General features: G+C 76.1%; 22 protein-coding genes. 10 read left to right on the forward strand and 12 right to left on the reverse strand.

What is annotated here, in order from left to right:
* Nucleotides 1–51: 51 nt before the first annotated feature.
* On the reverse strand, nt 52–591 hold the full coding sequence (locus E9565_RS09305; RefSeq protein ID WP_236834756.1) for a PH domain-containing protein: 540 nt from the start codon (nt 589–591) through the stop codon (nt 52–54).
* 68 nt (nt 592–659) lie between these two features.
* Between E9565_RS09305 and E9565_RS09310 the strand changes: the two genes are divergently transcribed.
* Nucleotides 660–989: a rhodanese-like domain-containing protein gene (locus E9565_RS09310; protein WP_236826386.1), complete on the forward strand. Its 330-nt coding sequence runs from the start codon at nt 660–662 to the stop codon at nt 987–989.
* A 40-nt stretch (nt 990–1029) separates the two neighbouring features.
* Here the strand turns inward: E9565_RS09310 and E9565_RS09315 are convergent, their stop codons facing one another.
* The 4 genes from E9565_RS09315 to E9565_RS09330 form a co-directional block, all read right to left on the reverse strand.
* A complete protein-coding gene (locus E9565_RS09315) occupies nt 1030–1800 on the reverse strand; it encodes a hypothetical protein (protein ID WP_236834758.1) in 771 nt (256 codons plus the stop codon).
* Entirely contained in the window at nt 1797–2303 is a 507-nt protein-coding gene (locus E9565_RS09320) for a SigE family RNA polymerase sigma factor (RefSeq protein ID WP_236834760.1), read from the reverse strand. Before E9565_RS09320 ends, E9565_RS09315 begins: the two co-directional genes overlap by 4 nt.
* Nucleotides 2304–2381: 78 nt before the next feature.
* Entirely contained in the window at nt 2382–3998 is a 1617-nt protein-coding gene (locus E9565_RS09325) for a long-chain fatty acid--CoA ligase (RefSeq protein ID WP_236826346.1), read from the reverse strand.
* 134 nt (nt 3999–4132) lie between these two features.
* The gene (locus tag E9565_RS09330) at nt 4133–5341 is read right to left on the reverse strand and encodes a cytochrome P450 (RefSeq protein WP_236826347.1); all 1209 of its coding nucleotides are present in this window, start codon (nt 5339–5341) and stop codon (nt 4133–4135) included.
* 91 nt (nt 5342–5432) lie between these two features.
* Between E9565_RS09330 and E9565_RS09335 the strand changes: the two genes are divergently transcribed.
* Nucleotides 5433–6365 carry a DUF5926 family protein gene (locus E9565_RS09335; RefSeq protein ID WP_236834762.1) on the forward strand — a complete coding sequence of 311 codons (933 nt, stop codon included), beginning with the start codon at nt 5433–5435 and terminating at the stop codon, nt 6363–6365.
* Between the two features lie 128 nt (nt 6366–6493).
* On the opposite strand, the gene E9565_RS09340 is transcribed toward E9565_RS09335, so the two are convergent.
* The 3 genes from E9565_RS09340 to E9565_RS09350 all read right to left on the reverse strand — a co-directional run bounded on the left by E9565_RS09340 (nt 6494) and on the right by E9565_RS09350 (nt 10808).
* Nucleotides 6494–7936, reverse strand: coding sequence for a M20/M25/M40 family metallo-hydrolase (locus E9565_RS09340; protein WP_236834764.1), 1443 nt, complete (start codon nt 7934–7936; stop codon nt 6494–6496).
* Nucleotides 7933–9447, reverse strand: coding sequence for an MFS transporter (locus E9565_RS09345; RefSeq protein ID WP_236834766.1), 1515 nt, complete (start codon nt 9445–9447; stop codon nt 7933–7935). The genes E9565_RS09340 and E9565_RS09345 overlap by 4 nt, the downstream gene beginning before the upstream one ends.
* A 134-nt stretch (nt 9448–9581) precedes the next feature.
* Nucleotides 9582–10808, reverse strand: a complete 1227-nt coding sequence (locus E9565_RS09350; protein WP_236834768.1) for an arginine deiminase — start codon at nt 10806–10808, stop codon at nt 9582–9584.
* 106 nt (nt 10809–10914) lie between these two features.
* Between E9565_RS09350 and E9565_RS09355 the strand changes: the two genes are divergently transcribed.
* A complete protein-coding gene (locus E9565_RS09355; RefSeq protein ID WP_236826352.1) occupies nt 10915–11682 on the forward strand; it encodes an SDR family oxidoreductase in 768 nt (255 codons plus the stop codon).
* Nucleotides 11683–11799: 117 nt separating this feature from the next.
* On the opposite strand, the gene E9565_RS09360 is transcribed toward E9565_RS09355, so the two are convergent.
* Nucleotides 11800–15120 carry an AfsR/SARP family transcriptional regulator gene (locus E9565_RS09360; RefSeq protein ID WP_236826353.1) on the reverse strand — a complete coding sequence of 1107 codons (3321 nt, stop codon included), beginning with the start codon at nt 15118–15120 and terminating at the stop codon, nt 11800–11802.
* 301 nt (nt 15121–15421) lie between these two features.
* Between E9565_RS09360 and E9565_RS09365 the strand changes: the two genes are divergently transcribed.
* Nucleotides 15422–16870: an FAD-binding oxidoreductase gene (locus E9565_RS09365; protein WP_236834770.1), complete on the forward strand. Its 1449-nt coding sequence runs from the start codon at nt 15422–15424 to the stop codon at nt 16868–16870.
* Between the two features lie 153 nt (nt 16871–17023).
* Here the strand turns inward: E9565_RS09365 and E9565_RS09370 are convergent, their stop codons facing one another.
* Nucleotides 17024–18676: an FAD-binding oxidoreductase gene (locus E9565_RS09370; RefSeq protein ID WP_236834772.1), complete on the reverse strand. Its 1653-nt coding sequence runs from the start codon at nt 18674–18676 to the stop codon at nt 17024–17026.
* 38 nt (nt 18677–18714) lie between these two features.
* Here E9565_RS09370 and E9565_RS09375 point away from each other — a divergent pair, with 38 nt between their 5' ends.
* Together E9565_RS09375 and E9565_RS09380 are read left to right on the forward strand one after the other, a co-directional pair.
* Nucleotides 18715–20211 carry a glycerol-3-phosphate dehydrogenase/oxidase gene (locus tag E9565_RS09375; protein ID WP_236834774.1) on the forward strand — a complete coding sequence of 499 codons (1497 nt, stop codon included), beginning with the start codon at nt 18715–18717 and terminating at the stop codon, nt 20209–20211.
* A gap of 149 nt (nt 20212–20360) precedes the next feature.
* Complete coding sequence (locus tag E9565_RS09380) at nt 20361–21155, forward strand: methyltransferase domain-containing protein (RefSeq protein WP_236834776.1); 795 nt, start codon at nt 20361–20363, stop codon at nt 21153–21155.
* A 4-nt stretch (nt 21156–21159) separates the two neighbouring features.
* On the opposite strand, the gene E9565_RS09385 is transcribed toward E9565_RS09380, so the two are convergent.
* A complete protein-coding gene (locus tag E9565_RS09385; protein ID WP_236826358.1) occupies nt 21160–22245 on the reverse strand; it encodes an aromatic acid exporter family protein in 1086 nt (361 codons plus the stop codon).
* Nucleotides 22246–22506: 261 nt separating this feature from the next.
* On the opposite strand from E9565_RS09385, the gene E9565_RS09390 reads away from it, so the two are divergent.
* From E9565_RS09390 to E9565_RS09405, 4 genes are read left to right on the forward strand one after another with little or no spacing between them, the layout of a single operon-like run.
* On the forward strand, nt 22507–23148 hold the full coding sequence (locus E9565_RS09390; protein ID WP_236826387.1) for an ABC transporter permease: 642 nt from the start codon (nt 22507–22509) through the stop codon (nt 23146–23148).
* Nucleotides 23141–24325 (forward strand): ABC transporter ATP-binding protein, encoded by a 1185-nt coding sequence (locus tag E9565_RS09395; protein WP_236826359.1) that lies wholly within the window; start codon nt 23141–23143, stop codon nt 24323–24325. Before E9565_RS09390 ends, E9565_RS09395 begins: the two co-directional genes overlap by 8 nt.
* Nucleotides 24322–25137, forward strand: coding sequence for an ABC transporter permease (locus E9565_RS09400; RefSeq protein WP_236826360.1), 816 nt, complete (start codon nt 24322–24324; stop codon nt 25135–25137). The genes E9565_RS09395 and E9565_RS09400 overlap by 4 nt, the downstream gene beginning before the upstream one ends.
* Nucleotides 25137–26114 carry a glycine betaine ABC transporter substrate-binding protein gene (locus tag E9565_RS09405; protein ID WP_236826361.1) on the forward strand — a complete coding sequence of 326 codons (978 nt, stop codon included), beginning with the start codon at nt 25137–25139 and terminating at the stop codon, nt 26112–26114. The genes E9565_RS09400 and E9565_RS09405 overlap by 1 nt, the downstream gene beginning before the upstream one ends.
* Here E9565_RS09405 and E9565_RS09410 read toward each other — a convergent pair.
* Entirely contained in the window at nt 26101–26562 is a 462-nt protein-coding gene (locus E9565_RS09410; RefSeq protein ID WP_236826362.1) for a MarR family winged helix-turn-helix transcriptional regulator, read from the reverse strand. The two genes, E9565_RS09405 and E9565_RS09410, sit on opposite strands and share 14 nt — an antisense overlap.
* Nucleotides 26563–26572: the final 10 nt, after the last annotated feature.

Below are 26572 nucleotides of genomic sequence, written 5' to 3' on the forward strand. Positions count from 1 at the left end.
GAGCGGGCCGGCCGGCCGGCGCGGGGGTGGGGGCGCGGGGTGCACGGCGGCTCAGGTGGCCTGGTCGCGGACCAGCTCGGCCCGGCGGGCGAGGTCGTCGGCGACGCGCTGGGCGACGTCGTGCTCGAGGTGCCAGATCCGCACGGTGCCCTGGCTGGAGGCGGTGAGCACCGCGACGGTGGCCAGACCGAACAGCTGCTGCAGCACGCCGCGGGTGACGTCGACGGTCTGGATGCGGGAGATCGGCACCAGCGTCCAGGTCTGGGTGAGCCAGCCGGTGCGGGTGTAGGCGGCCTCGTTGGTGATCTCCCACCGGTACACCCGGTGCTTGAACCACGGGCGGATGCTCAGCGCGACCACCGCGTACACGGCGCCCGCGATCGGGACCAGCCGGCGCAGCAGCGGCAGCGGGTCGCCGGCGTCGGCGGGCACGAAGAGCAGGAAGGCGCCGATCGCCAGCCACACGAACGCGGTGCTGATCAGGCTCTCGACCACCCACAGCCCGATCGCCGAGCGCGGCAGCTCCCAGGCGGGCTCGCGCACGGGCGTCGGGCGGGCGCCGCTCGGGGCGGCCCGGTGGCTGGGGGACATCGGCCCCATCCTCCCAGTGCGGTCGGCGCCGGTCGCGCAACCGGTCCCCGTGCCACGATGGGGGCGTGATGCCGCAGCAGGTCCCGACCGTGCCCGCCTCCGAACTGCCCGAGGACGCCGTCGTCCTCGACGTCCGCGAGGACGACGAGTGGGTGCACGGCCACATCGAGGGCGCCACGCACATCCCGATGGGCGACGTCCCGGCGCGGCTCGACGAGCTGCCCGAGGGCGACCCGCTCTACGTCACCTGCCGGGGCGGTGGCCGGTCGGCGCGCGTGGCCGCCTGGCTGAACGCCAACGGCTTCGACGCGGTGAACGTCGGCGGTGGCATGGGCGAGTGGCAGGCGGCCGGCAAGCCGATGGTCAGCGAGACCGGCGAGGAGCCCTTCGTCCGCTGACCCCCTCCTGGCGTTCTGTGCACAAAACGCCAGGAGGGGGTCAGCGCCAGGCGGCCGCGGTCTCCTCGTCGAAGTACCGGGTGAAGCCGCACAGCCAGGCGATCGGCTCCAGCGGTGCGCCCTCCCACCGGTCGGCGCCGCTGACCAGCAGGCGCGACCCGATGCCGTAGACCGGGCCCGGCGTGGTGCTGCCCGCGGCCGGGTCGTAGGGCGCCGGGAGGTCCACGGTCACCGTCTCCCCCGACCCGCCGGTGAACCACTCCTGCACGGCGAAGGTGACGCCGACCAGGTCCTCCGGCGGCCCGGGTGAGCGCGGCTGCGTCGTGACGGCGGGCCCGATGCCCACCACCACGCCGGCGAAGGCGAAGTCCTGCTTGGCCAGCGCGGCCGGGCTGTACTCGACGGCGCAGGAGCTCGCGGGGGTGCTGTCGAGGGGCCCGGTGCGCCCGGCGGTCGGGTCCTGGGCGGGCGGGGCGAGCTGGCTGCCCGACGCTGCGTCGCCGCCGTCGGCCGGGGGCATGCCGGTGCCCGGCGCGGCGTCGGCCGCCTCCGGGCCGCCCTCCCGGGGCTCCTCGGCGCTCAGCGCCGCCGCCGAGCCGGCGGCGTCCCCCTGCCCGTCCGGCAGGTCGACGACGGTGACCACGCCGCCGGCGATGACCGCCGCACCCGCCGCGACGGCGAGCGAGACACCGGCGGTCCGGCGCCGGCGTGCGCGGCGCCCCGCCTTCAGCAGCTGCCCCACGGGTGCGGGGCCGACCGGCACGCGGTCGGCGGCCTCCCCCAGCAACGTCGAGGTCTCCCGGTCGGTCACGATGCCCTCCCTCCCCGCAGCTCGGCGACGTCCAGATCGGTCTGCAGCTGGGCCAGCGCGCGGGACAGCCGGCTCTTCACCGTCCCGGGTGCGATGCGCAGCGCCTCGGCGATCTGCTGCTCGCCCAGGTGGGCGTAGTAGCGCAGGACGACGACCGCGCGGTGCGCCGGGCTCAGCCGGGCCAGCGCGCGGCGGACGGCGTCGGCGTCGTCCACCCGGGCGGTGCCGTCGTCGGTGGCGACGTCGGGCACCTCGGCGGTCGGCCGCTCGCCCCACCAGCGCCGGCGGCGGCTGTCGTGGTGGCAGTTGACGAGCACCCGGTAGACGTAGGCGTCCCGGTTCCCGGCGCTGCCGACCTTGTCCCAGGCGACGTAGCAGCGCACCAGCGCCGTCTGCACCAGGTCCTCGGCCTCGGGGCGGGCGCAGCCGAGCAGCACGGCGGAGCGGACGAGCACCGGCCAGCGCTCGTCCACGTACCGCGTGAACGCCTCGTCCCGCTCCACTCGCCCTCCGGAAGTCGTCCTCCGGTGAGCATGACGGGTGAGGGGGCGGGCGCGGTTCCACCGCGCCCGCCCCGGGGGTCAGCTCTTCAGCTCGTACTCCGCGAACCGGGTGCGCAGGTCCTTCTTGGAGAACTTGCCGACGCTGGTCTTGGGCACCTCGTCGATGAACTCGACGGCGTCGGGCATCCACCACTTGGCCACCAGCGGCTTGAGGTGCTCGAGGATCTCCTCCTCGGTCGCCTCCTCGCCCTCCTTGAGGACGACGCAGGCCAGCGGGCGCTCGTCCCACTTCGGGTGCGGGATGCCGACGACCGCGGCCTCCTTCACCTTCGGGTGGCTCATGATCGCGTTCTCCAGGTCCACCGAGCTGATCCACTCGCCGCCGGACTTGATGAGGTCCTTGGTGCGGTCGGCGATGCGGATCGAGCCGAAGGCGTCCATGGCCGCCACGTCGCCGGTCTTCATCCAGCCGTCGGCCGTGGTGAGCTCCACCCCGGCGTCGGGGTTGTAGTAGTCCTGCGCGCACCAGGGGCCGCGCACCTGGAGCTCACCGGTGGCGGTGTCGTCCCACGGCTGCGGCTCGAGGGTGTCGGAGTCGACGATGCGGGCCTCGACGCCGAGGAAGGGGATGCCGGCGCGGGCGCGCTGGGCGGCCTTGGTCTCGTCGTCGGCGTCCTGGTACCGCTTGGGCAGCACGCCCGAGGAGGCGACCGGGTGGGTCTCGGTCATGCCCCACGCCTGCAGGATCGGGATGCCGACCTGCTCGCGGTAGGCCTCGCTCAGCGCCTTGGGCACTGCGGAGCCGCCGCAGCCGATGTCGCGGAGCTTGTGCGGCCGGCCGGCCAGGTGGGGGAGCACGCCCTGCCAGATGGTCGGGACGCCGGCGGTGAAGGTGACGCCCTCCTCGACGATCAGCTTGGCCAGCGCCTCGGGCTGCATGAGGGCGCCGGGCATGACCAGCGAGGCGCCCGCGGCGGGGGCGGCCTGCGCGATGCCCCAGGCGTTGGCGTGGAACATCGGGACGACCGGCATCGCGACGTCGTTGATGCCCAGGCCGAAGGCGTTGGGCGCCATCACGCCCATCGTGTGCAGGAACGTCGAGCGGTGCGAGTAGACGACGCCCTTCGGGTTGCCCGTGGTGCCCGACGTGTAGCACATCGAGGCGGCCCGCCACTCGTCGGTGACGGAGAACTCGACCGGCTGCGCGTCGGCCAGCAGCGTCTCGTAGTCGAGCACCCGGGAGTCGTCGGGGATCTCGTTGTCGCCGCCGTCGTCCATGACCACGACGTGCTTGACCGTCTTCATGGTGTCGATCAGCGGCCAGAGCAGCGGCAGGACGGTGCGGTCGACGAAGACGACCTCGTCCTCGGCGTGGTTGGCGATGTAGGTGAGCTGCTCGGGGAACAGCCGGACGTTGAGGGTGTGCAGGACGCGGCCGGTGCACGGCGCGGCGAAGTAGAGCTCCAGGTGCCGCTGGCTGTTCCAGCCGAAGGTGCCGACCCGCCCGTCGGCGCTGATGCCGAGGGTGTCGAGGACGCCGCCCAGCCTGCGGGTGCGCTCCGCCCACTCCGCGTAGGTCGCCCGGGTCACCCCGCCGGGGTTGTTGGTGACGATCGTCCCGTCGCCGTAGTGCTGCTCGACGTGCCGGAAGATCGCATCGATCGTGAGGGGGTAGTCCTGCATCAAGCCGCGCATGGCCGGATCCTGCCAGTGACCGCGCTCACCTTCTACCGGTGCGGCGACGATCGGCTTCCCCGATCACGGGGTGTCCTCCCTCGCGGTGGGTGGTGAGGGAGGACGCCGTGCGGTGGGGGAGGGCGGCGTCGCCGTCAGCGGCCGAGGACGACGGGCAGCGTCTCCAGGCCGCGGATGACGAACTCGGGGCGGCGCGCCGGCTCCCCGCCGAGCTCGAGCACCGACGTGCGGTCCAGCAGCGCGCCGAACGTCGCCTGCAGCTCCACCCGTGCCAGCGGCGCACCGATGCAGAAGTGGATGCCGGCCCCGAAGGCGATGTGCGGGTTGTCGGTGCGCCGCACGTCGAGCGTCTCCGGCTCGGCGAAGACGGCGGGGTCGTGGTTGGCCGCACCGAGCAGCGCGGCGATCTTCTGGCCCTCGCGCACCGTGACGCCGCCGATCTCGACGTCGGCGGTGGCGGTCCGCTCGAACAGCTGCAGCGGCGGGTCGAAGCGCATCAGCTCCTCCAGCGCCGCGGGCAGCAGGTCGCGGTCCTCGCGCAGGGCGGCCAGCTGGTCGGGGTGGCGCAGCAGCGCGAGCATCCCGTTGCCCGTGACGTTGACGGTCGCCTCGTGGCCGGCGTTGAGCAGCAGGATGCAGGTGGTGACCAGCTCGTCCTCGGTGAGCTTGTCGCCGTCGGCGTCCCGCACGGAGACGAGGTGGGAGAGCAGGTCGTCGCCGGGCGTGGTCCGCCGCTCGGCGGCCAGCCGGCGCAGGTACGTGACGAACTCGTCCGCCGCGCGCTCGGCCGCCTCCTCGACGGCCGCCGTCCGCCCGTACTCGTACATCTTCACGATCGCGTTGGACCACGGGCGCAGCAGCGGGCGGTCGGCCTCGGGCACGCCCAGCAGCTCGGCGATGACGGCGACCGGCAGCTGCTCGGCCATGCCGGTGAGCAGGTCGACCGGCGCCGACCCCGCGGAGCGCTCGACGAGCTCGTCGGCCAGCCGCCCGGCGAGCTCCTCCACCCACGGCCGCAGCCGCTCCACGTGCCCGCGGGCGAACGCGCTGGTGATCAGCCGCCGCAGGCGGGTGTGGTCCGGCGGCTCCATCTCCAGGATGGCGTTGCGGTGGATGAGGTTGAAGCTGCCGAAGCGCTCGGCCGGCTCCTTGTCCCGCCAGATGCGGCCGAGCCGCCGGTCGCGCAGCACGGCGTTGGACTCGGCGTGGGTGAAGGCCAGCCACAGCCCCAGCCCCTCGTGCCACTGCACCGGCGCCTTCTCCCGGGCACGGGCGAAGGCCGGGTACGGGTCGGCGACGAACGAGGGGGCGCGGAGGTCGAGCGCGTCGACGGACACGGTCACGCCACCGGACCCTAGCGACCCGGCCGGTGTGCTCCCCGCCACGCGCGGGCTCGCGGTCGGCCCCGGGAAGGGGCCGCTTACGCTGCTGCGCATGGCTTCCCGCAAGCGCCCCGCCGCTCCCGCCGCCGTCGCCGAGGGCGGCGTCAACCCGAAGGCGCCCTGCCCCTGCGGGTCGGGCCGCCGCTACAAGCACTGCCACGGCTCGGGGTACGCCCCGCCGGTGACGCGGCCGTTCGAGGGGCTGCCCGGCGAGGCCGACTGGGTGGCGCTGCGGGAGCTGGTCCCGGCGGCGACGGCGACGCTCCGCTCGGCCGACGGCCGGGAGCTGACGCTGGCCAGCGTCCTGCCCGGCGGTGCGCCCGGGCTGGTCCGCGCCAACGGCCAGATCCTCGTCGGCGCGCAGCTGGCGACCTCGTCGGACGACGTCAGCCGCGACCTCGGCACCGCGATCGCCGCGGCGCTGGAGGCCCCCGCCGGCGCGCCCGTGGACCCGGGCCCGATCGGTGGCGCCGGCTCGGCGGGCCCGCGGCTGCAGGAGGTCCTCGACCTCACCGCGCCGCTCGAGGTGACCGTCCACGAGACCTTCGACTTCTGGCTGGAGGGCACCGACCCCAGCCCCCAGGCCCGCGCCGGTCTGGCGCAGGCCAACGAGGCGATCCTGCCGACGGTGCGGCTGGAGGGCCTGGAGGCGGCCTACTGGGTGCGCCCGGGCAACGAGCGGGCGCACCTGCGCTGGGTGCGGGCGGAGAAGGAGGAGCAGCTCCTCGACGCGCTGGCCCGGCTCTCGGCCGCCGAGCAGATCCAGCTCGGCGAGGGCACCCGCTACGCCGGGGCCTTCCGCGCGCACGGCCTCGTCGTCCCGGTGTGGGACCTCCCCGCCGACGTCCCGGCCGCGGACTGGGCCGGCCCCGCGACCGAGTTCCAGGTCCGGCTGGAGAAGGCGCTCGCCGAGACCGCGCCGCTGACCGCCGACGAGCGGCGCGCCCGCGCCGGCCTGCTCTCCCGCCAGATCACCCTGCGCTGATGAGCGGTTCCGGCGCCTGATCCCCGCACCCCCAGGGGGCCGCGGACAGTCGCTCTCTGCCCCGCGGGTGTGGGCAGAGACCTGCTGATCCGGAAGCCCCCCCGGGGTGCGGGCGGGACGTGGCGGCGTCAGACGCTGCGGATCAGGTGCCGGAAGAACCCCGCGCCGCGGTGCAGGGCGGCGATCGAGATGCGCTCGTCGGCGGCGTGCAGCGCGGACAGCTCCTCGCGGCTCAGGTCGAAGGGCATGAACCGGTAGACGCTGTCGCAGATCCGGCTGAAGTGCCGGGCGTCGCTGGCCTGCACCATCACGTAGGGCGCGACGACGGCCTCGGGGTACGTCGCCCGCGCGGCTGATGAGAGCAGCGCGAACGCCTCGTTGTCCGACCGCGACACCGGCGAGGGGTCGTTGCCGGACACGACCCGCACCTCCACCGACGGGTCGCCGATGACCCGGTGCAGGCGCGCCACCGTCGACTGCACGGTCTCGCCCAGCGCGATCCGGATGTTCAGGTGCGCCAGCGCCCGGGTCGCCAGCACGTTGGACGCCCGGCTGCCCTCGAGCCGGGTGACCGCCACCGTCGTCCGCACCATGGCGCCGGCCTCGCGGCCCGCCCGCGCCAGCACCGATGCGAGCACGGGGCGCAGCCGGCCCGCGTGGGCGAACAGCGCCCGGTGGCCGAGCGGGGCCTGCCGGCCGACCGCGTCGATCATGCCCAGGACGACGTCGTGCAGCCGGGCGGGGAACGGGTCGGCCTCCAGCGCGAGGATCGCCCTGGCCAGCCGCGCCGGCGCACCGTCGCGGGCGGGGGAGGAGGCGTGGCCGCCCGCGTCGGTGGTGACCAGCTCGACGTCCAGCAGCCCCTTCTCGGCCAGCCCGACGACGGCGACCTGCCCCGGCACGCCCGGGAACATGCCGCTCACCACGGCGCCACCCTCGTCGACCACCGCCCAGGGCCGGATGCCGCGGGCGGTGAACGCCTCCACGGCGAGCCGGGCCCCGACCCCGGCGACCTCCTCGTCGTTGCCGAAGGAGAGGTGGACGTCGCGCCGGGGCGTGAAGCCCTCGGCCACCAGCGCCTCGACCGCCTCGAGGATCGCCACCATCGAGCCCTTGTCGTCGATGGCGCCGCGACCGTGCACGCGGCCGTCCTCGACCAGCCCGGAGAACGGGTCGCGGCTCCACTCCTGGCCCGCCACCGGGACGACGTCGTAGTGCGCCATGAGCACCAGCGGCGGCTCGTCGGTGGTGCCGCGCCAGCGGTAGAGCAGCGCGCCGCCGCCGAGCACCTCGCGATCCAGCGCCTCGTGGGTGCGCGGGTACAGCTCGGCCAGCCGCGCGCGGTAGGTCTCGAAGGCCGCGGCGTCCACCTGGCCCGGGTCGCGCGAGGAGACCGTCGGGATGCGGATGAGCTCGGCGAGCCGCTGCGCCGCCGCGTCGGCGTCCAGGCCGGTGAGGTCGACCGGTGCCACGGGCTGCTCGACCGGCCGGAACCGGGCGACCCGGCGGGCGGCCGCGGCGGCGGCTCCGGTGGCGGCTCCGGTGACGGCCAGGGCCAGCGCGCGCCTCATGCTCGGGACTCCTCGGCGGTCTCGGGGACGGCGGTCTCGGGGACGGTGGTCTCGGGGACGGCGGGGTCGGAGAAGGCCAGCCGGGGGACGACGAGCAGCGCCACCGCGGCCAGCAGCGCCGTCGTCCCGCAGACCACCCACACGGTGATGTAGCCGGACAGCGAGCCGGCGGTGCCTGCCGACCCGTCGGCCAGCAGCGGGACGTCGGAGGCCAGCGCGATCGCGAACACCGCCGAGGCGAACGACCCGCCGATCACCTTGGTGGTGTTGGTCAGCCCGGTCGCGACCGCGGTGCGACCCACCGGCGCGGCGGCGGCGGCCGCCGCGGGCAGCGCCGCCACCAGGGCGCCGGAGCCCAGGCCCGCGATGGCGATGCAGGAGAGCATCTGGGCCAGCGTGCCGTGGAAGGGGACCAGCAGCAGGTAGCCGGTGCCGGTGAGCGTCGCGGCGCCGATGAGCGTGCTCCGCGGCGTGGTCCGCCGGCTCACCCGGGAGAACTGGCTCGCGCCGACCAGCATCGAGACGACGTAGGCCCCGATGACGACCGAGACCTCGCTGGTCGACAGCCCCAGCCCGTAGCCGTAGACCGCCGGGTCGGTGCGCGCGTAGGTCGACAGCGGGCCCTGGGCGCCCAGCACGCTGACCCCGAACAGCCCGGCGGTGAGCTGCACCGGCCACATCGCGGGGCTGCGGAGCACCCGGAAGTCCACCAGCGGGTCGTCCTGCCGCAGCTCGTAGGCGACGAACGGGACGACGAGCAGGACCCCCACGGCGGCCACCGCCCACGGCCACAGCGCGCCCTCGTTGAGCCGGACGAAGCTCAGACCCCCGGTGATCACCAGCAGGACCACGCTGAGCAGGGCGACGCCGGTCGCGTCCACGCTGCCGCCGGTGCGGTCCTCGCTCTCGGGCACCCGGAAGGCCACGACCAGGCAGACGCCGACGACCAGCACCGCGGGCAGCACCAGCACCAGCCCCAGGGAGTCGCCGAGGCTCTGCCCGATCTGGCCGCCGCCCAGCGCGCCCGCGATCGCCCCGGCCTGCAGCGCGGCCACGATCAGCCCGGTGGCGCGGCGGGTCTGGCCCGCGGCCCCCGGCGTGCGGCGCGACCGGTCCCAGATCAGCGCCACCTGCAGCGGCAGCCAGACGACGTAGAGCCCCTGCAGCGCCCAGGCGACCAGGAACACGGGGAAGCTCGTGGCGAACGCCAGCGCGACGGTGGACAGCGCCGTGGCGACCGCCGACCACAGCAGCACCCTGCGGTGCCCGTGCAGGTCGCCGAGCTTGGCGAGCACGGGGACGGCGACCGCCGACAGCACCAGCTGCGCGGCCTCGAGCCAGTTGACGTCGGCGTCGTTGACCCCGAGGTAGCGGGCGATGTCGGTGAGCAGAGGGATGTAGTAGCCCTGCAGCACGCCGCTGGTGAACTCGACGAAGACCAGGTAGCCGACGAGCCCGCCGCCGATGCCCGCGATGCGCCCCGCCCCGCGCGCCGTCCCCGTCGTCGCCACCGCGCCGTCCCTTCCCCGAGGCGCCGGGCCCGGCGCGGAGAGCCAGCAGCGTAGTGGCCGGGATCACCGTGGCCGCCTGCGAGCAGCACATAACGCCCCTGTCGGGCGTCATGTGCACAAGAGGCCGGGGTGGGTCAGAGGGGGTCGCGGGAGACGGGGCAGGACATGCAGCGCGGGCCGCCCCGGCCGCTGCCGAGCTCGGAGCCCGCGATGCGGACCACCTCGATGCCGGCCGCCTCGAGCGCGGCGTTGGTGACGGTGTTGCGCTCGTAGGCCACCGCCAGCCGCGGGGCGAGGGCGAGGGTGTTGTTGCCGTCGTCCCACTGCTCGCGCTCGGCGGTCACCGGGTCCAGCCCGGTGTCGATCACCCGCAGCCTGTCGATGCCCATCGCGCGCGCCGCGGCGCGGACGAACGGCTCGGGCCCGGCGACGGCGAGGTCGGTGGTGTCGGCGTCCTCGGGGGAGCAGCCCTCGGGCGCGCGCACCGTCCAGGCGACCAGCGAGTCGGCGACCGCGGGGTACATGACCATCGCGTCGATGTCGACCATCGTGGCGATCGTGTCCAGGTGCATCGTCGCCCGCTCCTGCGCGATCGGGACGACGAGCGCGGTGTGCGCCAGCCCGCGGGCGAACAGCCGCCGCGCCAGCCGCTCCGCGCCGCCGGGCGTCGTCCGCTCCCCCACCCCGACGGCGACGACGCCCTCGGCCAGCAGCAGCACGTCCCCACCCTCGAGGTGCTCGAGCTCGGGCCCGTACAGCTGCGGGGCCCCGGCGAAGCGCGGGTGGTGGGTGTAGATGGCGGCGGTGATCGTGCTCTCCCGGTGCCGCGCGGGCATGGCCAGGGAGGTCACCGCGACCTCGTCGCCGATCCACACCGACGAGTCCCGGGTGAAGAGCAGGTTGGGCAGCGGGGGGACGACGAAGTCCGAGCGGTCCATGAGCTGGTAGGCCAGCCCGGATCCGCGCAGCTCCTCGTGCGCCAGCCCCGCGATGAGCGCCGTCGCCAGGTCGTCCGGCGCGAGGGCGGCCAGGTGCCGGGTGGCGTCGCGCTGCAGCGTGGCGCCGAGCCGGGGGTCGTCCACGGCGGCGGCGATGAGCTCGTCGCGGGCGGCGGGGACGGCGAGCACCTCGGCCAGCAGCGTGGCCACGTGCAGCACCTCGACGCCGCGGTCGCGGAGGGCCTGGGCGAAGGCGTCGTGCTCGTCCTGCGCCCGCGCCACCCACGGGACGCCGTCGAAGAGCAGCTGGTCGTTGTTCCGCGGCGTCAGCCGGCGCAGCTCGGGGCCGGGCCGGTGCAGCATCACGGTGCGCAGCGGGCCGACCTCGCTCGTCGCCCCGGGGGTCGCGGCGGATCCGATCATGACCGCCAGGCTGGCACAGGTCGGCGGGGACGGCGTCGTGGACGCCTCGTTAGGGTGCCGGGGTCGGTGCCGACGACGGCGCCGCGACGCCGAACCGGAGGTACCCGTGGACCTGTTCGACCTGACCGGCAAGGTGGCTGTGGTCACCGGGGGTACCCGCGGCATCGGCCTGATGATGGCCCGGGGCCTGCTGCAGGCGGGGGCGAAGGTCTACATCAGCTCCCGCAAGGCCGAGGCCGGCGAGGCCGCGGCCGCGGAGCTGGCCGAGTTCGGCACGGTCGTCTCGATCCCGGCCGACCTCTCCACCGAGGCCGAGTGCCGGCGGCTGGCCGAGGAGGTGGGCCGCGCCGAGGAGCGGGTGCACGTCCTGGTCAACAACGCCGGCGCCACCTGGGGCGAGCCGCTGGAGACCTTCCCCGAGTCGGCCTGGGACAAGCTGCTCGACCTGAACCTGAAGTCGCCGTTCTTCCTCACCCGGGCGTTCCTGCCGAAGCTGGAGGCCGCGGCGTCCGACGGCGACCCGGCGCGCATCGTCAACGTCGGCAGCATCGACGGCCTGCACGTCAGCTCCATGCCGACCTACTCCTACGCCGCGAGCAAGGCCGGGCTGCACCAGCTCACCCGCGTGCTGGCCAAGGAGCTCGGGCCGAGGGGTGTCACCGTCAACGCCGTCGCCCCCGGCCCGTTCGAGTCGAAGATGATGGCCGCCACGCTGGACGCCTTCGGCGCCGAGATCGCCGCGAAGTCGCCGCTGGGCCGCATCGGCCGCCCCGACGACATGGCCGGCGTCGTGGTCTACCTCTCCTCGCGGGCGGGCGCCTACGTCACCGGCGCCGTCATCCCCGTGGACGGCGGCATCGCGACGACGGCGTAGCGCGGGGGCCCGCGATGATCAGGTCACCTGATCGTCAGGGGTCCTGGCTCAGCATCGACGGTGAGCCAGGACCCCGAACGGTGAGCCAGGACGGTGCGCGGAGCCGCGGGCCGGGCCTCAGGCGGGGCTGGGCTCGGCCGCGACCCGGTGCAGGTGGGCCTCGGCCAGGGCCACCTGGTGCGGTGAGCCGACGAGCCCGCCCTGCTCCCGGGCCGCCGTCCACCACCGCCGCGCGCCCTCCAGGTCACCGAGCCGCTCGGCGATCCGGCCCAGCAGCTCGTCGTAGGCGCCGAGGGTGAGTGACGGCGTCCCGAGCACCGCCTGCCGGCCGCGGTAGGGGAGCAGCGAGGCCAGCGCCGCCGCGCAGTCCGGTTCGTCGCCCAGCCACAGCGTGCTCTCCGCCTGCAGGTAGAGGGCGACGTCGCTGGCCCAGTCCCGGACCAGCGTGCGGCCCCAGCGGGCGCGCAGCCGGCGGGCCTCCGCGACGTCCCCGGACTCCGCAGCGGCCAGCACCGCCATCTCCTGAAGCAGCGGGTTGCCCTCGTCGCCGGTCTCGACCAGCAGCGGCAGCGCGTCGGCCTCGCGGTGGTCGGCCCGCCGCAGGGTGAACTGGTGCGCCGCGTAGGCGTGCCGCGCGTGCGGGGTCACCCGCCGGAACAGCTCGTAGGCCTCGGTGGTCAGCTCCTCGGCGCGGGCGGCGTTGCCGCGCAGCCAGGCCAGCCCAGCGGCCTGCCAGAGCACGTGCGGGCGCACCTCCGGCCCGCTCAGCGACACCGCCAGCCGCCGCGCCTGGGCGTGGTCGGCCTCGAAGCCGGCCAGGTCGCCCAGGTGCAGCCGGATCGCCGCCCGGTGCAGGTGCGCGAGGAACTCGGTGCGCCGCGGCAGCCCCCGGCCGGCGAGCTCCAGCGACTCGTCGGCCGCGGCGAGCCGCAGCTCGGCCGCCCCGGGCCGCCCCCACACCGCCAGGCTAAAGTTGTTCAGCGTGCGACCCAGCAGCTCCGGGTCGCCGATCCGGCGGGCCATCGCGACCGCCCGCTGCGCCGCCTGCACCCCGCGGTCGTCCGGGTCGAAGGCGAGCTCGACGCCCAGGGTGCCCAGCAGCCGGGCGGTGGTCGGGTCGTCGCCGCCCCCGCGCTCGGCGAGCAGGTCCTCCAGGACGGCGACCATGTCCTCGTCGACCACCCCGTGCGGCCGCCAGTTCCACAGCGTGACGCTGCCCCAGACCGCCGCGGACTCCGCGAGGCACTCCCGGTCGTCGAGCTGGCGGGCCAGGCCGATCGCCTCGGCCACCACCTCCCGGGCCTCGGTGAGCTGGCCGCTGCGCAGCAGGTCGCCGCCCAGCGCGGTGAGCAGGTCGTGCCGGGTGCGGGCGGCGTCCGGCGCCTCGGGGTCGAGCAGCTGCAGGGCCCGCCGGCCGTGCGCGGCGGCCTCCCCGTGGGCCAGCCGGGCCCGGGCGGCGCGGGCGGCGGCGCCGAGGTAGAGCAGGGCCGGCCCGGGACCGACCACCGGGAGCGCCGCGACGAAGTGGTGGGCCAGCCGCTCGACGACCCCGTCGTCCGTCGACGTCGCCAGCTGCCGCTCCAGCGCCTCACCGACGCGGGCGTGCAGCCGTGCCCGCCGCAGCGCGGGCAGGTCGCCGGCGAGCACCTCCTGCACCAGCGCGTGGGCGAACCGCCAGCTCCACGGCCGCCCGCCCTCCACCACCAGGCCGACGGCGAGGGCGGAGTCCATCGCGGCGAGGGCGTCGTCCACGGCGGTGCCGGCAGCCTCCAGCAGGGCCAGCGGCACCTCGCGGCCGGCGACGGCGGCCACCTCGAGCACCTCGCGGGCGCCCGCGGGCAGCCGGGCCAGCCGCGTCCGCAGCACCTCCCCGACCGACGGCGGCACCGGGACGGCGTCCAGGTGCAGGTCGTGGGCGCCCACCATCCAGCGCGACAGCTCGACGACGAAGAACGGGTTGCCGCCCGTGCGGTCGTGCACCGCGGTGGCCAGCGCCCGGTCGCCGGGCGAGCCCAGCTGGGCGGTCAGCAGCGCGGCGACGTCGTCGGCGTCCAGCCCGCGGAGCCGCAGGCAGGTGGCCGCCGGCTCGCGGGCCAGCCGGGCCAGGCAGTCGGCGACCGCCTCGGGCAGCGGCTCGCCGACGGTCCGGGCGGTGACGACCAGCAGCACCGGCGCCCGGGGGAGGTGGCGCACGAGCAGCCCGAGCAGCTGCACCGACGTCGTGTCGGCGCCCTGCAGGTCCTCGAGGACGACGAGCACGGGGCGGGACGCGGCCGCCGTGAGCCGGGCCCGCAGGTCCTGGAACAGCCGGAAGCGGGCGGCGTCGGCGTCGTCGCCGGGCGTGGCGGCGTCGGGGACCAGCTCGGGCTGGTCCAGCTGCTCGAGCACCTGCGTCCACGGCCACAGCGCCGGCGCGCCGGTGTCGTCGGCGCACCGGCTCCACGCCACCGGCCACCCCAGCAGCCGGGCGCCGTCGGCGACCGCCCCGGCCAGCCGGGTCTTCCCGATGCCGGCCTCCCCCTCCACCACGACGACGGCGGAGCGCCCGCCGGCCACCTGCTCGGCGACCGCCCGCACCTGGTCGAGCTCCGCCCGCCGGCCGACCAGCGCGTCGGCCGAGGTGCTGGGCGCCGGAGCGGGGGCGGACGGGAGCACGGGCCGGGGCAGCCGCTCCAGCAGGCGCGGGTCCTGCCGCAGCACCGCCTGCTCCAGGTCGCGCAGCTCCGGCCCGGGGTCGATGCCCAGCTCGTCGCGCAGCAGCTCTGTGCACCGGCGGCAGGCGTCCAGGGCCTCGGCCTGCCGGTCGGCGGCGTAGAGGGCGGTGACCAGGCGGGCCCACAGCCGCTCGCGCAGCGGGTGCTCGGTCACCAGGTGCTGCAGGTCGGGGACGGCGGCCTCCGGGCGGCCGACCGCCAGCAGCGCGTCGCAGCGGCGCTCGCGTGCGCGCACGTGCAGCTCGGTGAGCCGCAGCCGGTCGCTCGCGGCCGCCGGCAGGTCGCCCAGCTCGGCCAGCGGCTCCCCGCGCCAGAGGCCCAGGGCCTCGTCCAGCAACGCCACCCCGCGGGCGGGTGAACCGTCGGCCACCGCGCGGTCGCCGGCCTCGATCAGCTGCGTGAAGCGGAGCAGGTCCAGGTCCTCGGCGCCCGCGCGCAGCAGGTAGCCCGGTGGGCGGGTGATGAGCACGGACGGCGCCTCGCGCGGGCCGCGGCCGGGCTCCAGCACGCGGCGCAGGTGCGAGACGTAGGCCTGCAGGGTGCCGGTGACCGTCGGCGGCGGCTCCTCGCCCCAGAGGGTGCTCACGATCCGGTCGACGCCGACGACCCGGTCGGCGTCCGCCAGGAGCAGGGTCAGCAGCGCCCGGGGCTTGGCGCCGCCCACGTCGACGGGGCGGCCGTCGGGACCGGTGACCTCGAGCGGCCCGAGGACTCGGAAGCGCACGCCGCGGATGCTCTCAGCGCGGTGCGGCGCGGGGCACCCCTTTCCGCGCGCGACGAGTCCTCCGGCCGGGGCGGGTCGAGCCGGACCGCCGGACGTCCGGCCGGGCCACGGCGCGGCTGGACGGTCGCTGGACCGGCCTGACCCCGCGCAGGGAGCGGTCGGCGCGCTGCAAGCCGGCGTCCAAGTCGGCTCCAAGTGCCCGGCAAGCGGGGCCGCGCACGCTCCCCCTGTCCCGAGAAGCCGCGGCCCGACCGCGGTGCCCTTCCCGCGGTGACCGCCGCGGCAGCGAAGAGGAATCCGCATGTCCCTCACCGAGCTCCCCCGCGAGCCCGAGCAGCCCGTCGCCCTCCTGGACGCGGCGGCCGTCGACAGCCTCGTCCCGCCCTTCCCCGCGGCCGACGTCGACGAGCTCCGCGGCGTCGTCCACGGCCCCGTCTACGCCGCCGGCGACGACGGGCTGGCCGCGGAGGTGGCCACCTGGAACGTCGCGGTCACCCACACGCCGGCCATCGCGGTGGGCGCCACCTGCGCCGCCGACGTCGCCGCCGCCGTCTCCTGGGCCGTCGCCCGCGGCCTGCGCGTCGCCGTCCAGGCCACCGGCCACGGCCCGGTGCGCAACGCCGCCGGGTCCATGATGATCACCACCCGCCGGATGCAGGGCCTGTTCATCGACCCCGAGCGGCGGACCGTCCGCGTCGAGGCGGGGGTGAAGTGGAAGCGGCTCATGGAGTCCGCCGCCGAGTTCGGCCTCGCCGGGCTGTGCGGGTCGTCGTCCGACGTCGGGGTGGTCGGGTACACGCTCGGCGGTGGGGTGGGGTCGCTGGGCCGCAAGCACGGCTTCGCCGCGGACCACGTGCGCGCCGTCGAGATCGTCACCGCCGACGGCCGGCAGCGCACGCTGTCGGCGGACTCCGAGCCGGAGCTGTTCTGGGCGGTGCGGGGCGGCAAGGGCAACTTCGGCGTGGTCACCGCGCTGGAGATGGACCTGGTACCGCTGACCGGCCTGTACGGGGGCGGCATCTTCTTCGCCGGCGAGGACATGGCCGACGTCCTGCACGCCTTCCGCCGCTGGTCCCGCCACCTGCCCGACGAGGTGAGCACCTCGATCGCCGTCATGCGGCTGCCGGACATGGAGTTCCTGCCGCCGCCGCTGCGCGGGCAGACCGCCGTCCACCTGCGCTACGCCTACTGCGGCACCGACTTCGCCGACGGTGAGCGGCTGGTCGAGCCGATGAAGCAGGCCGGCCGGATCCTGCTCGGCTTCACCGGGCCGATGCGGACCGACGAGATGGACGCCATCCACATGGACCCGGTCGACCCGCTGCCGGCGTGGGAGAAGGGCCAGCTGCTCACCGAGCTGACCGTCGAGGGCGTCGACGCGCTGCTGGCCGTGGCCGGCCCGCAGGCGCAGATCCCGCTGCTGATGGTCGAGCTGCGGATGCTGGGCGGGGCGTTCGCGCGCCGGCCGAAGGTGCCCAACGCGGTGGCCGGCCGGGACGGCGCGTTCTCGATGCTCGTGCTCGGGCCGGGCGTGCCGGAGCTCGCCGAGGTGGTGCCGGCCGTCGGGCGCGCCGTGCTCGCCGCGATGGCGCCGTGGAAGGCCCCGGGCTGCCTGACCAACTTCCTCGGGGACGTCTCCGGCCCCGGTGAGGTGGCCGCGGCCTACCCGCCCGGCGTCTCCCAGCGGCTGGCCGAGGTGAAGGCGGCGGTCGACCCGGAGCGCGTCTTCTCCTTCGGCCACGCCTTCTGAGAGCCGGGCGGCGTCACGGGCCCCTGACCCCGGCCCTCCCGGCGCCCCACCGGCCCCTTGTTGATCAGGTGACCTGGTCGTTCCGGGTCCTAGCTCACCACCGGTGGTGAGCCAGGACCGCAGACGATCAGGTCACCTGATCACCATGGCCGATCAGTCGGGGAGCAGGACGCCGGGGTTGCAGATGCCGTGGGGGTCCAGCCGCTGCTTGACCGCCCGCAGCACCTCGACGCCCAGCGAGCCCACCTCCCGCTCCAGCCACGGCCGGTGGTCGGCGCCGACGGCGTGGTGGTGGGTGAGCGTGCCGCCCGCGGCCAGCAGCGCGTCGGTGGCGGCGCGCTTCGCGGAGAGCCACTGCTGGATGGGCAGGGCGTCGTCCCGGTCGGCGAGCACGGTGAAGTAGAGCGAGGCGCCGGTGGCGTACCCGTGCGAGACGTGCGCCATCACCAGCGGCCGGTGCCCGCCGCGGGCCAGCGACTCCCGCAGCGCCCGGCGGGTGGTGTCGTACACGGTGGGCAGCGCCGTCCAGGTGGCCGCGGTCTCCAGCGTCTCGACCAGCAGGCCGCCGTCCATGAGCCGGTCGCGCAGGTAGGGCGCCTCGAACCGGTGCCGGCGCCAGGAGTCGCCCACCCGCCGGCCCAGCCGGACGGCGCCGCCGTCACGCAGCAGCGACGACGCGGCCCGCACCCGGGCGCGGACCAGGTCGGGCACGCCCTCCCAGCCCACGACCAGCATGCAGCCCTCGGCGCGCCCCCGGGCCCGCAGGCTGCCGCGCAGCGCCTTCGCTCCGGCCCCGGCCGCCATGAGCAGGTTGGCCCGCGTCTCGTCGGCGTCGGAGAGCCGGACGACGTCGGGCAGCAGGTCGTGCCGGGCGAGCTGCTGGAGCGCGGCCAGCCCGTCCGCCCAGGTGCGGAAGGACCAGCCCTCGTAGGCGCTGGCCGAGGGCTTAGGGCGCACCCGCAGCGTCAGCTCGGTGATCACCCCGAGCGTCCCCTCCGAGCCCAGCGCGAGGCCCAGCAGGTCGGGCCCCGCGGCCGACGCCGGCGGGTGGCCGAGCTCGAGGACCCCCGACGGCGTGGCCAGGATCAAGCCGGCGACCAGCTCGTCGAACCGGCCGACGCCGGTGGAGGACTGGCCGGCCGAGCGGGTCGCGGCGTACCCGCCGAGCGTGGCGAACTCCCAGCTCTGCGGCAGGTGGCCGAGGGTGAGCCCCTCGCGGGCCAGCGCCCGCTCGAGGGCCGGCCCGCGCATGCCCGGCCCGACGGTGACCAGCGACGAGTGCACGTCCAGCGCCTGCACCGAGGCCATGCGGGTCAGGTCGACCGCCAGCACCGGCCGGTCGTCGGGGTCGACGCCGGCCAGCCCGCCGACGACGCTGGTGCCCCCGCCGAACGGCACGACGACGATGCCGCGCTCGCTGCACATCGCCAGCAGCGCGGCCGTCTCCTCGGTCGTGCCGGGCAGCGCCACGGCGTCGGGGGCGTCGGAGGCGTCGCCCTCCCGCCGGCGCAGCAGGTCCAGGTAGCTCTTGCCCCCGGCCCGGCGCAGCCGCGACCCGCGGTCGGTGCGCACGTGGTCCTCGCCGAGCAGGCCGGCCAGCGCGGCGCGGTCCTCCTCGGGCAGCCGGCAGGGCGCCAGCCGGATCCCGTCCACCGGCGCGGGGGGCGTGGCCCGCGGTTCCCAGCCCAGCTCGCGGGTGAGGTGGCGGCGCGCGGCCTTGGTCAGGACGCCGTCGGGCCCCTCGTCCCCGGGGGTGGCGGGGCGCGGGCCCCAGCCCTGGATCGTCAGTTCCGGCTGCTCGGGCACGGCTACAGTCTGCCGGTGCCGCAGCGGTGGAGGACCGGGTGATCGGTTCCCTGTCGCCCGCCCGCCGGGCCCGTGACCTCGCCGCCGTCGCCGGGGCGGCCGTCGACGTGGTCGTGGTCGGCGCCGGCGTCACCGGCGCCGGGGTGGCGCTGGACGCGGCGTCCCGCGGGCTCTCGGTGCTGCTGTGCGAGCGGGCCGACCTCGCGGCGGGCACCAGCCGGTGGTCCTCGAAGCTGGTGCACGGCGGGCTGCGCTACCTGGCCCACGGGGAGCTCGGCCTGGCGCGGGAGAGCGCCCGCGAGCGCGCCGTCCTCATGGGGGCGACGGCGCCGCACCTGGTGCGCCCGCTGCCCTTCCTCGTCCCCGACGCCGCCGGCCGCGACGTCACCGCCCTCGCCGAGCTGGGCGGGCGGCTGGGTGACGCGGTGCGGTTCTCGGTGCCCGGTGGGCGGCGGTCGCTGCCCCCGACCCGGCGGGTGGGCGCCGCCGACGTGGGCCGGCTGGTCGCGGGGGTGCGGCCCGGCGGCGGTGGCGTCGTCTTCTGGGACGGGCAGCTGGTCGACGACGCGCGCCTCGTCGTCGCCCTGGTCCGGACGGCGGCCGCGCACGGCGCCCGCGTGCTCACCGGCGCCGCGGTCACCGCCGTCGACGGCGCGGACGTGCACGTGGCCACCGACGAGGGGCCGGTCACCGTGCGGGCGGGGGCGGTGGTCAACGCGGCCGGGGTCTGGGCGCAGCGGCTCGCGCCCGGCCTCCGGCTGGTGCCCTCCCGCGGCTCGCACCTCGTGGTGCCGGGCGTGCGGCTGGGGTCACCCTCGGCGGCGCTGACCGTGCCGCTGCCCGGCTCGCGCTCGCGGTACGTGTTCGCGCTGCCGCAGGCCGATGGGCTGGTCTACCTGGGGCTGACCGACGAGCCGGTCGAGGGGCCGGTTCCCGACGACGACGCGACGCCGTCCGAGGCCGAGGTGGCGCAGCTGCTGGGCACCGTGAACCGGGTGCTCGCCGAGCCGCTGACCCCTGGCGACGTGGTGGGCGCCTACGCGGGCTACCGGCCGCTGGTGCTGCCCGCGGCGGCGACCCCCGGCAGCGCGACCGCAGACCTCTCCCGCCGGCACCTCCTGGCGTGGGACGGACCGGTCCTCTCCGTGGTCGGCGGGAAGCTCACCACCTACCGCGCCATGGCCGAGGAGGCCGTCGACGCCGTCGTGGCGCGGCTCGGCCGGGGCGCTGCGCGGTCGGTCACCGCGCGGCTGGCGCTGGTCGGGGCCGCGCCGCGGGTGGCGCTGGACCGGCTGGTCGCGCCGCCGCGGCTGGTGGCCCGGTACGGCACCGAGGCGCCGGCGGTCGAGGCGCTGGGGCCGGCGCTGGTGGTCGCGGGACGGCCGGAGACGGTGGGGGAGCTGCGGTTCGCCGTCCGCCACGAGGGGGCGCGCACCGTGGCCGACCTGCTCGACCGCCGCACCCGCATCGGCCTGGTGCCCGCAGACAGGGAGCGCGCGGTGCCGGTGGCCGAGCAGGTGCTCGCCGAGGCCTGACCCGCCGCGACGACCAGGTCCCCCGGTCAGGCGCGCCCTCCCTCACCGTGGGCGCTGGGCGAGGACGTGCTGCGCCGAGGGAGGGCAGGCGTATCTCGTGCAGTGAGACGCTGGTTCCACTCTGCGAGACGGAGGAGAACACTGCGGCCGTGGACACCTACACGCACGGGCACGCCGAGCCGGTCCTGCAGTCGCACCGGTGGCGCACCGCCGGGAACTCCGCCGCGCACCTCCTGCCCGCGCTGCGCCCCGGCCTCGACCTGCTCGACGTCGGCTGCGGGCCGGGCACGATCACCGTCGACCTGGCCGCACGGGTGGCGCCCGGCCGGGTGCTGGGCCTGGACCTCTCCGCCGACCCCCTCGACGAGGCGCGGGCCGCCGCCGACCGGGCCGGGGTCGCGGTCACCTTCGCGGTCGGCGACGTCCACGCCCTCGACCTGCCCGACGCCTCGTTCGACGTCGTCCACGCCCACCAGGTGCTGCAGCACCTCACCGACCCGGTGGCCGCGCTGCGGGAGATGGCGCGGGTGTGCCGGCCGGGCGGGCTGGTCGCCGTCCGCGACGTCGACTACGCGGCGACCACCTGGTTCCCCGCCGACGACGGGCTGGACCGCTGGCTGTCGCTCTACCGGCAGGTGGCCCGCCGCAACCACGCCGAGCCCGACGCCGGGCGGCGGCTGCTGTCCTGGGCCCACGCGGCGGGCCTGCGCGACGTCACGGCGACGACGTCGTCCTGGTGCTTCGCCACCCCGGCGGAGCGGGAGTGGTGGGGCCGCTCGTGGGCGGGGCGGGCGACGGCGTCGGCGTTCGCCGAGCAGGCGGTCGCGTACGGCCTGGCGACGCCGGGGGAGCTGCGGGGGATCGCGGACGCATGGCTGCGCTGGGCCGCCGCGGACGACGGCTGGCTCGGCATGCTGCACGGGGAGCTGCTGGTCCGCGTCTGACCCCTCAGGCCACCTCCTGCCGCTGGTGCGCACCGAGCGTCGCCAGGCTGCGCCGGAGGCCGACGGCCACCGCCCCGAGGGCGAAGAAGCCCTGGTCGTCACCGATGGCGGAGTCGCGCACCAGCGCCGTGAGCCGCCCGGCCGCGGCGAGCGCGCCGTCGACGGCCCGGTCGCGCTCGTCCGGCCCGGCGCCCGCGGCGTGGTACGGGGTGCGGACGACGCCGGCCAGGCCGTCGAGGGCGTCGGCCAGCACCCAGCCGGTCCCGTCGTCGACGCGGTCCAGCCCGCGGCGGTGCGGCTGGAACTCGACGACCAGCGTGGTGAGGTCGTCGATGAGGACGGCGACGCGGTCCAGGGCCCGGGACTGCTCCCGGATGCTGGCGGCGGTCCCGTGCCACTTCCGCGCCCGCGGGTTGGCCCGCCGCGCGCGCTCGACCACCAGCTCCGCGTGCCGCATCCGCTCCAGCGCCCGGTCGAGCTCGGTCCCGCGGGCGTCCCACTCGTCGGGCGCCGGTACCCGGCCGCTGCGCAGGGCGGCTGCCATGGTGCCCAGGTGGTCGGCGATCAGCGCCCGGGCCGCCTGGATCCGCTGGACCGCCGTGGTGAGCTGCAGCGGCGGGAAGAGCACGGTGGTCACCAGGACGCCGATCGCCGCCCCCAGGAAGGTCAGCCCGGCGTAGCGGACCGCGTAGTCGGCGGGGTCGGCCGTGCCCACCGTGAGCATCAGGACGGCCGCGAAGCTGACCCAGCTCGCCTGCTCCCTCAGGACCCGCCACTGCTCGACGACGATCGCCAGCAGCACGATCAGCGCGATGCTCAGCGCATTGGGCACCGCCCGGGTGAGCTCGTACACCCCGACGGCGAGCGCGAAGCCGAGCAGGATGGCCAGCAGGCTCCGCCACGCCGCCGACGCGGAGTCCGCGACGGTCGGGCTGACGGCGATCACCGCGCCGAGCGGGGCGTAGTAGGCGTAGTCGGAGAGGCTCCCGGGCAGCAGCAGGGCCACCTGCCACGCCAGGCCCGCTGCCAGCGCTGCCCGGACCGCTCGCTGCACCCACGGCTGCTGCAGCCGCGCGACCACCTGTCCCACCCCGCCAGGATGCGCTCCCCTCCCGGCGTCCCCTCCCCGGGGTGGGGACGCCGGCGGCGGCCCCGCCGCGCGATGTCACGGAACCGTCATGGGCGGCGGGTCGCCGGCCCCGGTGAGCTGTGCGAGAGTCGATGGCCGCGTGTCGTGGCTCGCCGGCTGCCTGGAGCGCCGAAGATCGCCCGCCCCGCCGATCGGCGGGACGGCTCGCACTGCCGGACGACGAGGACGCGGCCCCGACGCGGGCCAGGGGAGGTGCGGCCCATGTGGGAGTACGTGACCGAGCGGGCCGACCTCATCACCTTCCAGGCGGTCCAGCACGTCAGCCTCGTCGTGCAGTGCGTCCTGCTGGGCTCGCTGATCGGGGTCGCGCTGGCGGTCCTGGTGTACCGCAACCCCACGGCGACGGCCCTGGCCAACGGGGTGTCCGCCGTGGGCCTGACCATCCCCGCCTTCGCGCTGCTGGGCATCCTCCTGGCGCCGTTCGGCTTCGGCATCACGCCCGCGGTGATCGCGGTGACCTTCTACGCGGCGCTGCCGGTGCTGCGCAACGCCGTGGTCGGGCTGGCGGGGGTCGACCGGGCCACCGTCGAGTCCGCGCGGGGCATCGGCATGACCCGCGCCGCCGCCCTGCTGCGGGTGGAGCTGCCGCTGGCCTGGCCGGTCATCCTGGCCGGCATCCGCGTCGCCACGCAGATGGTCATGGGCATCGCCGCGATCGCGGCCTACGTGCTCGGGCCCGGGCTCGGTGGCTTCATCTTCTCCGGCCTCTCCCGGCTGGGTGGCGCGAACGCCCTCAACTCCGCGCTGACCGGGACGATCGCCATCGTCCTGCTCGCGCTCGTCCTCGACCTGCTGCTCGTGCTGGTGGGTCGGCTCACCACCCCCAGGGGGATCCGTGCCTGAGACCGCATCCGCAGCCGCCGCCGGGACGGCGGGCGACGACCGGCGCATCAGCGGGGTGCCGATCCGCCTGGAGGGCGTCACCAAGCGCTACCCCGGGCAGGACCGGCCGGCGGTCGACGACGTCGACCTGGAGATCGCCGCCGGCGAGACGGTGATGTTCGTCGGGCCGTCCGGCTGCGGGAAGACCACCCTGCTCAAGATGCTCAACCGGCTCATCGAGCCGACCAGCGGGCGCATCCACCTGGGCGACGAGGACGTCACGGACCAGGACGCCGACCAGCTGCGCCGGAGGATCGGCTACGTCATCCAGGCCGGCGGGCTCTTCCCGCACATGACCGTCGCGACGAACGTCGGGATGGTCCCCCGGATGCTCAGGTGGGACAAGCAGCGCACCGCCGCCCGGATCGACGAGCTGCTCGAGCTGGTCGGCCTGGACCCGGCCGTCTACCGCGACCGGTACCCGCGGGAGCTCTCCGGCGGGCAGCAGCAGCGGGTCGGCGTGGCCCGCGCCCTGGCCGCGGACCCGCCGGTGCTGCTGATGGACGAGCCGTTCGGCGCCGTGGACCCGGTCACCCGCCAGCGCCTGCAGGACGAGCTGCTGCGCATCCAGGAGGAGCTGGGGAAGACGATCGTGTTCGTCACCCACGACTTCGACGAGGCGGTGAAGCTGGGCGACCGCATCGTCGTCTTCGACGTCGGGGCGCGGGTGGTCCAGTACGACACCCCGGAGCGGATCCTCGCCGAGCCGGCGGAGGACTACGTCGCCGACTTCGTCGGCGCAGGCGCCACCCTCAAGCAGCTCACGCTGACCCGGGTCGGCGACGTCGACCTCGTGCAGGTGACGACGGCGGTCGCGGGCTCCCCGTCCGCGGAGGCGGTGGCCGCGGCGCAGGCCGCCGGCGACGACTTCGTGGTGGTGCTGGACTCGAGGGGGCGGCCGATCAGCTGGCCGACGGTGGCCGAGCTGACCCGGACGACCACGGTGCCGCACACGGTGGACGAGCGGCTCCCGGTCGTCGGGCTGCGGTCGACGCTCAACGACGCGCTGGACACCATGCTCGCGGCCAGCCAGGGCGGCGTCGTGGTGACCGGACGGCGTGACGGACTCGCCGGGGTGATGGCGGTGGAGACCGTCATGGCCGCCATCCAGCGGTCCCGCACGGAGACGGCCGGATGACCGCCGCCCCCGAGGTGCGCGCCGGCGGCGCACCGGAACCCGCCCCCGCCGAGGAGACCGCGCGGCACGCCGACCCCTCCGCCGCGGGCGGCGGTGGCTGGCGGGCGCTGCTGCTGCAGCCGGCGCTCGTCGTCCTCGGGGTGGCCGCCTTCCTGGTGTGGCGGCTGACCGCCGACCTGAGCGACACCGAGGCCCGGCAGCTCGGCTGGGGCGTGCTCGGCGACAGCATCCGCGAGCACCTGGCCCTGACCGTCGTCGCCGCGGTCATCGTGCTGCTCATCGCGGTGCCGCTGGGCATCGCGCTGACCCGGCGCCCGCTGCGGCGGCTCAGCCCGCTGGTCGTCGGCATCGCCAACACCGGGCAGGCGGCCCCCGCGATCGGCCTGTTCGTCCTGCTGGCCACCTGGCTGGGCTTCGGCTTCGGGACGACGGTCGTCGCGCTCGTCGTGTACGCGGCGCTGCCCGTGCTGCGCAACACCATGGTCGGCATCCAGGGGGTCGACGAACGGCTGGTCGAGGCGGGGCGCGGCATGGGGATGAGCGCGCTGGCGGTGCTGCTGCGGGTGGAGCTCCCGCTCGCCGTGCCGGTGCTGCTCGCCGGCGTGCGCACCGCCCTCGTCCTGCTGGTCGGGACGGCCACGCTGGCCACCTTCATCGACGGCGGCGGGCTGGGCGTCCTGATCAACACCGGGATCACCCTCTCGCTGGACTCGCTGCTGATCAGCGGGGCGGTGCTCGTCGCGCTGCTCGCGCTGGCGGTGGACTGGCTGGGCAGGGTCGTCGAGCACGTCGCCCGGCCGAAGGGGCTGTGATGCGCGCCCCCGCTGCCGCCGCCGCGGCCGTCCTGTCCACCGCGCTGGTGGCCGGCTGCGGCCTGGAGAGCGCCAACACCTTCACCCCGGAGGCCGCGCCGGGCGCGATCGAGCCGGTCGCGGAGGAGGGCGCGCAGGTCGTCGTCGGCACCAAGAACTTCACCGAGGCGCTGCTCCTGGGCAAGATCGCCGTGATCGCCCTGCAGGTGGCGGGCTTCGACGTCGTCGACCGCAGCGGCATCCCCGGTGCCGCCCCGGCGCGGGCCGCGATGCTCGACGGCGAGGTCGAGGTGCAGTGGGAGTACACCGGCACCGGGTGGCTGAACTACCTGGGGATGCCGGAGGGGATCCCCGACCGGCAGGAGCAGTACGAGGCGGTGCGCGACGCCGATGCGGCCAACGGGCTCACCTGGCTGCCGCCGGCCCCGCTGAACAACACGTACGCCTTCGCCGTCCGCTCCGAGGCGGTGCCGGAGCTCGGTGGGGTCGCCAGCCTCTCCGACGTCGCCGAGCTGCCGGTGGAGCAGCGGACGTTCTGCGTGGAGTCGGAGTTCGCCACGCGCGGTGACGGCTTCGAGCCGATGCTCGAGGCGTACGGCATCCCGCTCGGCGACCCGGACGGCGTGCCGCGGGAGAACGTCCGCGTCCTGGACACCGGTGCGGTCTACACGGCGACCGACGACGGGGCGTGCAACTTCGGCGAGGTCTTCACCACCGACGGCCGGATCGCGGCGCTGGACCTCACCGTCCTGGAGGACGACCGCGGCTACTTCCCCGCCTACAACGCGGCCCCGGTGGTGGTGACCGACGTCCTGGAGGAGAACCCGGCGATCGCCGACGTGTTCGCCCGGATCGCCCCGCGGCTCACCGACGAGGTGATGGTGGAGCTCAACGGCCGCGTCGACGTCGGCGGGGAGCAACCCGCCGACGTCGCCCTGGACTGGCTGGTCTCCGAGGGGCTGGTCACCCGCGGCTGACCCGCGCCCCCGGAGCGGGGGCCATCGCCTCGGCGAAGCGGGTCAGCAGGTCGGCCAGCGTGCCGATCTCGTCCTCCGGCCAGGAGTCGAGCGCGCCGCGCAGCCGGGCGGTGCGGAAGGCGCGCGACGCCGCCACCAGCCGTTCCCCGTCCGCGGTGAGCGACAGGGCCACCCGCCGCGGATCCCCGGTGTGCGGCCGCCGCGCGACCATGCCGGCCGCCACGGCCCGGCCGACCAGCCGGCTCGCCGTCGAGTGGGTGACGCCGAGCGTGCCCGCGACCTCGGTGACGCCGGCGTCGGCGCCGGCCCGGCCGTGCTCCTCGACGGCCAGGCTCACCAGCAGGGTGGAGCCCTCCACGGTGCGCCCCTCGTGCTCGATCCCCGCCGGGGCGTCCCAGACGCGCCGCAGCCGCAGCAGCGCCCGGTCGAGGCGTTCGAGATCGGACACGGCGCCCTCC

The organism is Blastococcus sp. KM273129, from assembly GCF_021698995.1.
GTDB lineage: Bacteria > Actinomycetota > Actinomycetes > Mycobacteriales > Geodermatophilaceae > Blastococcus.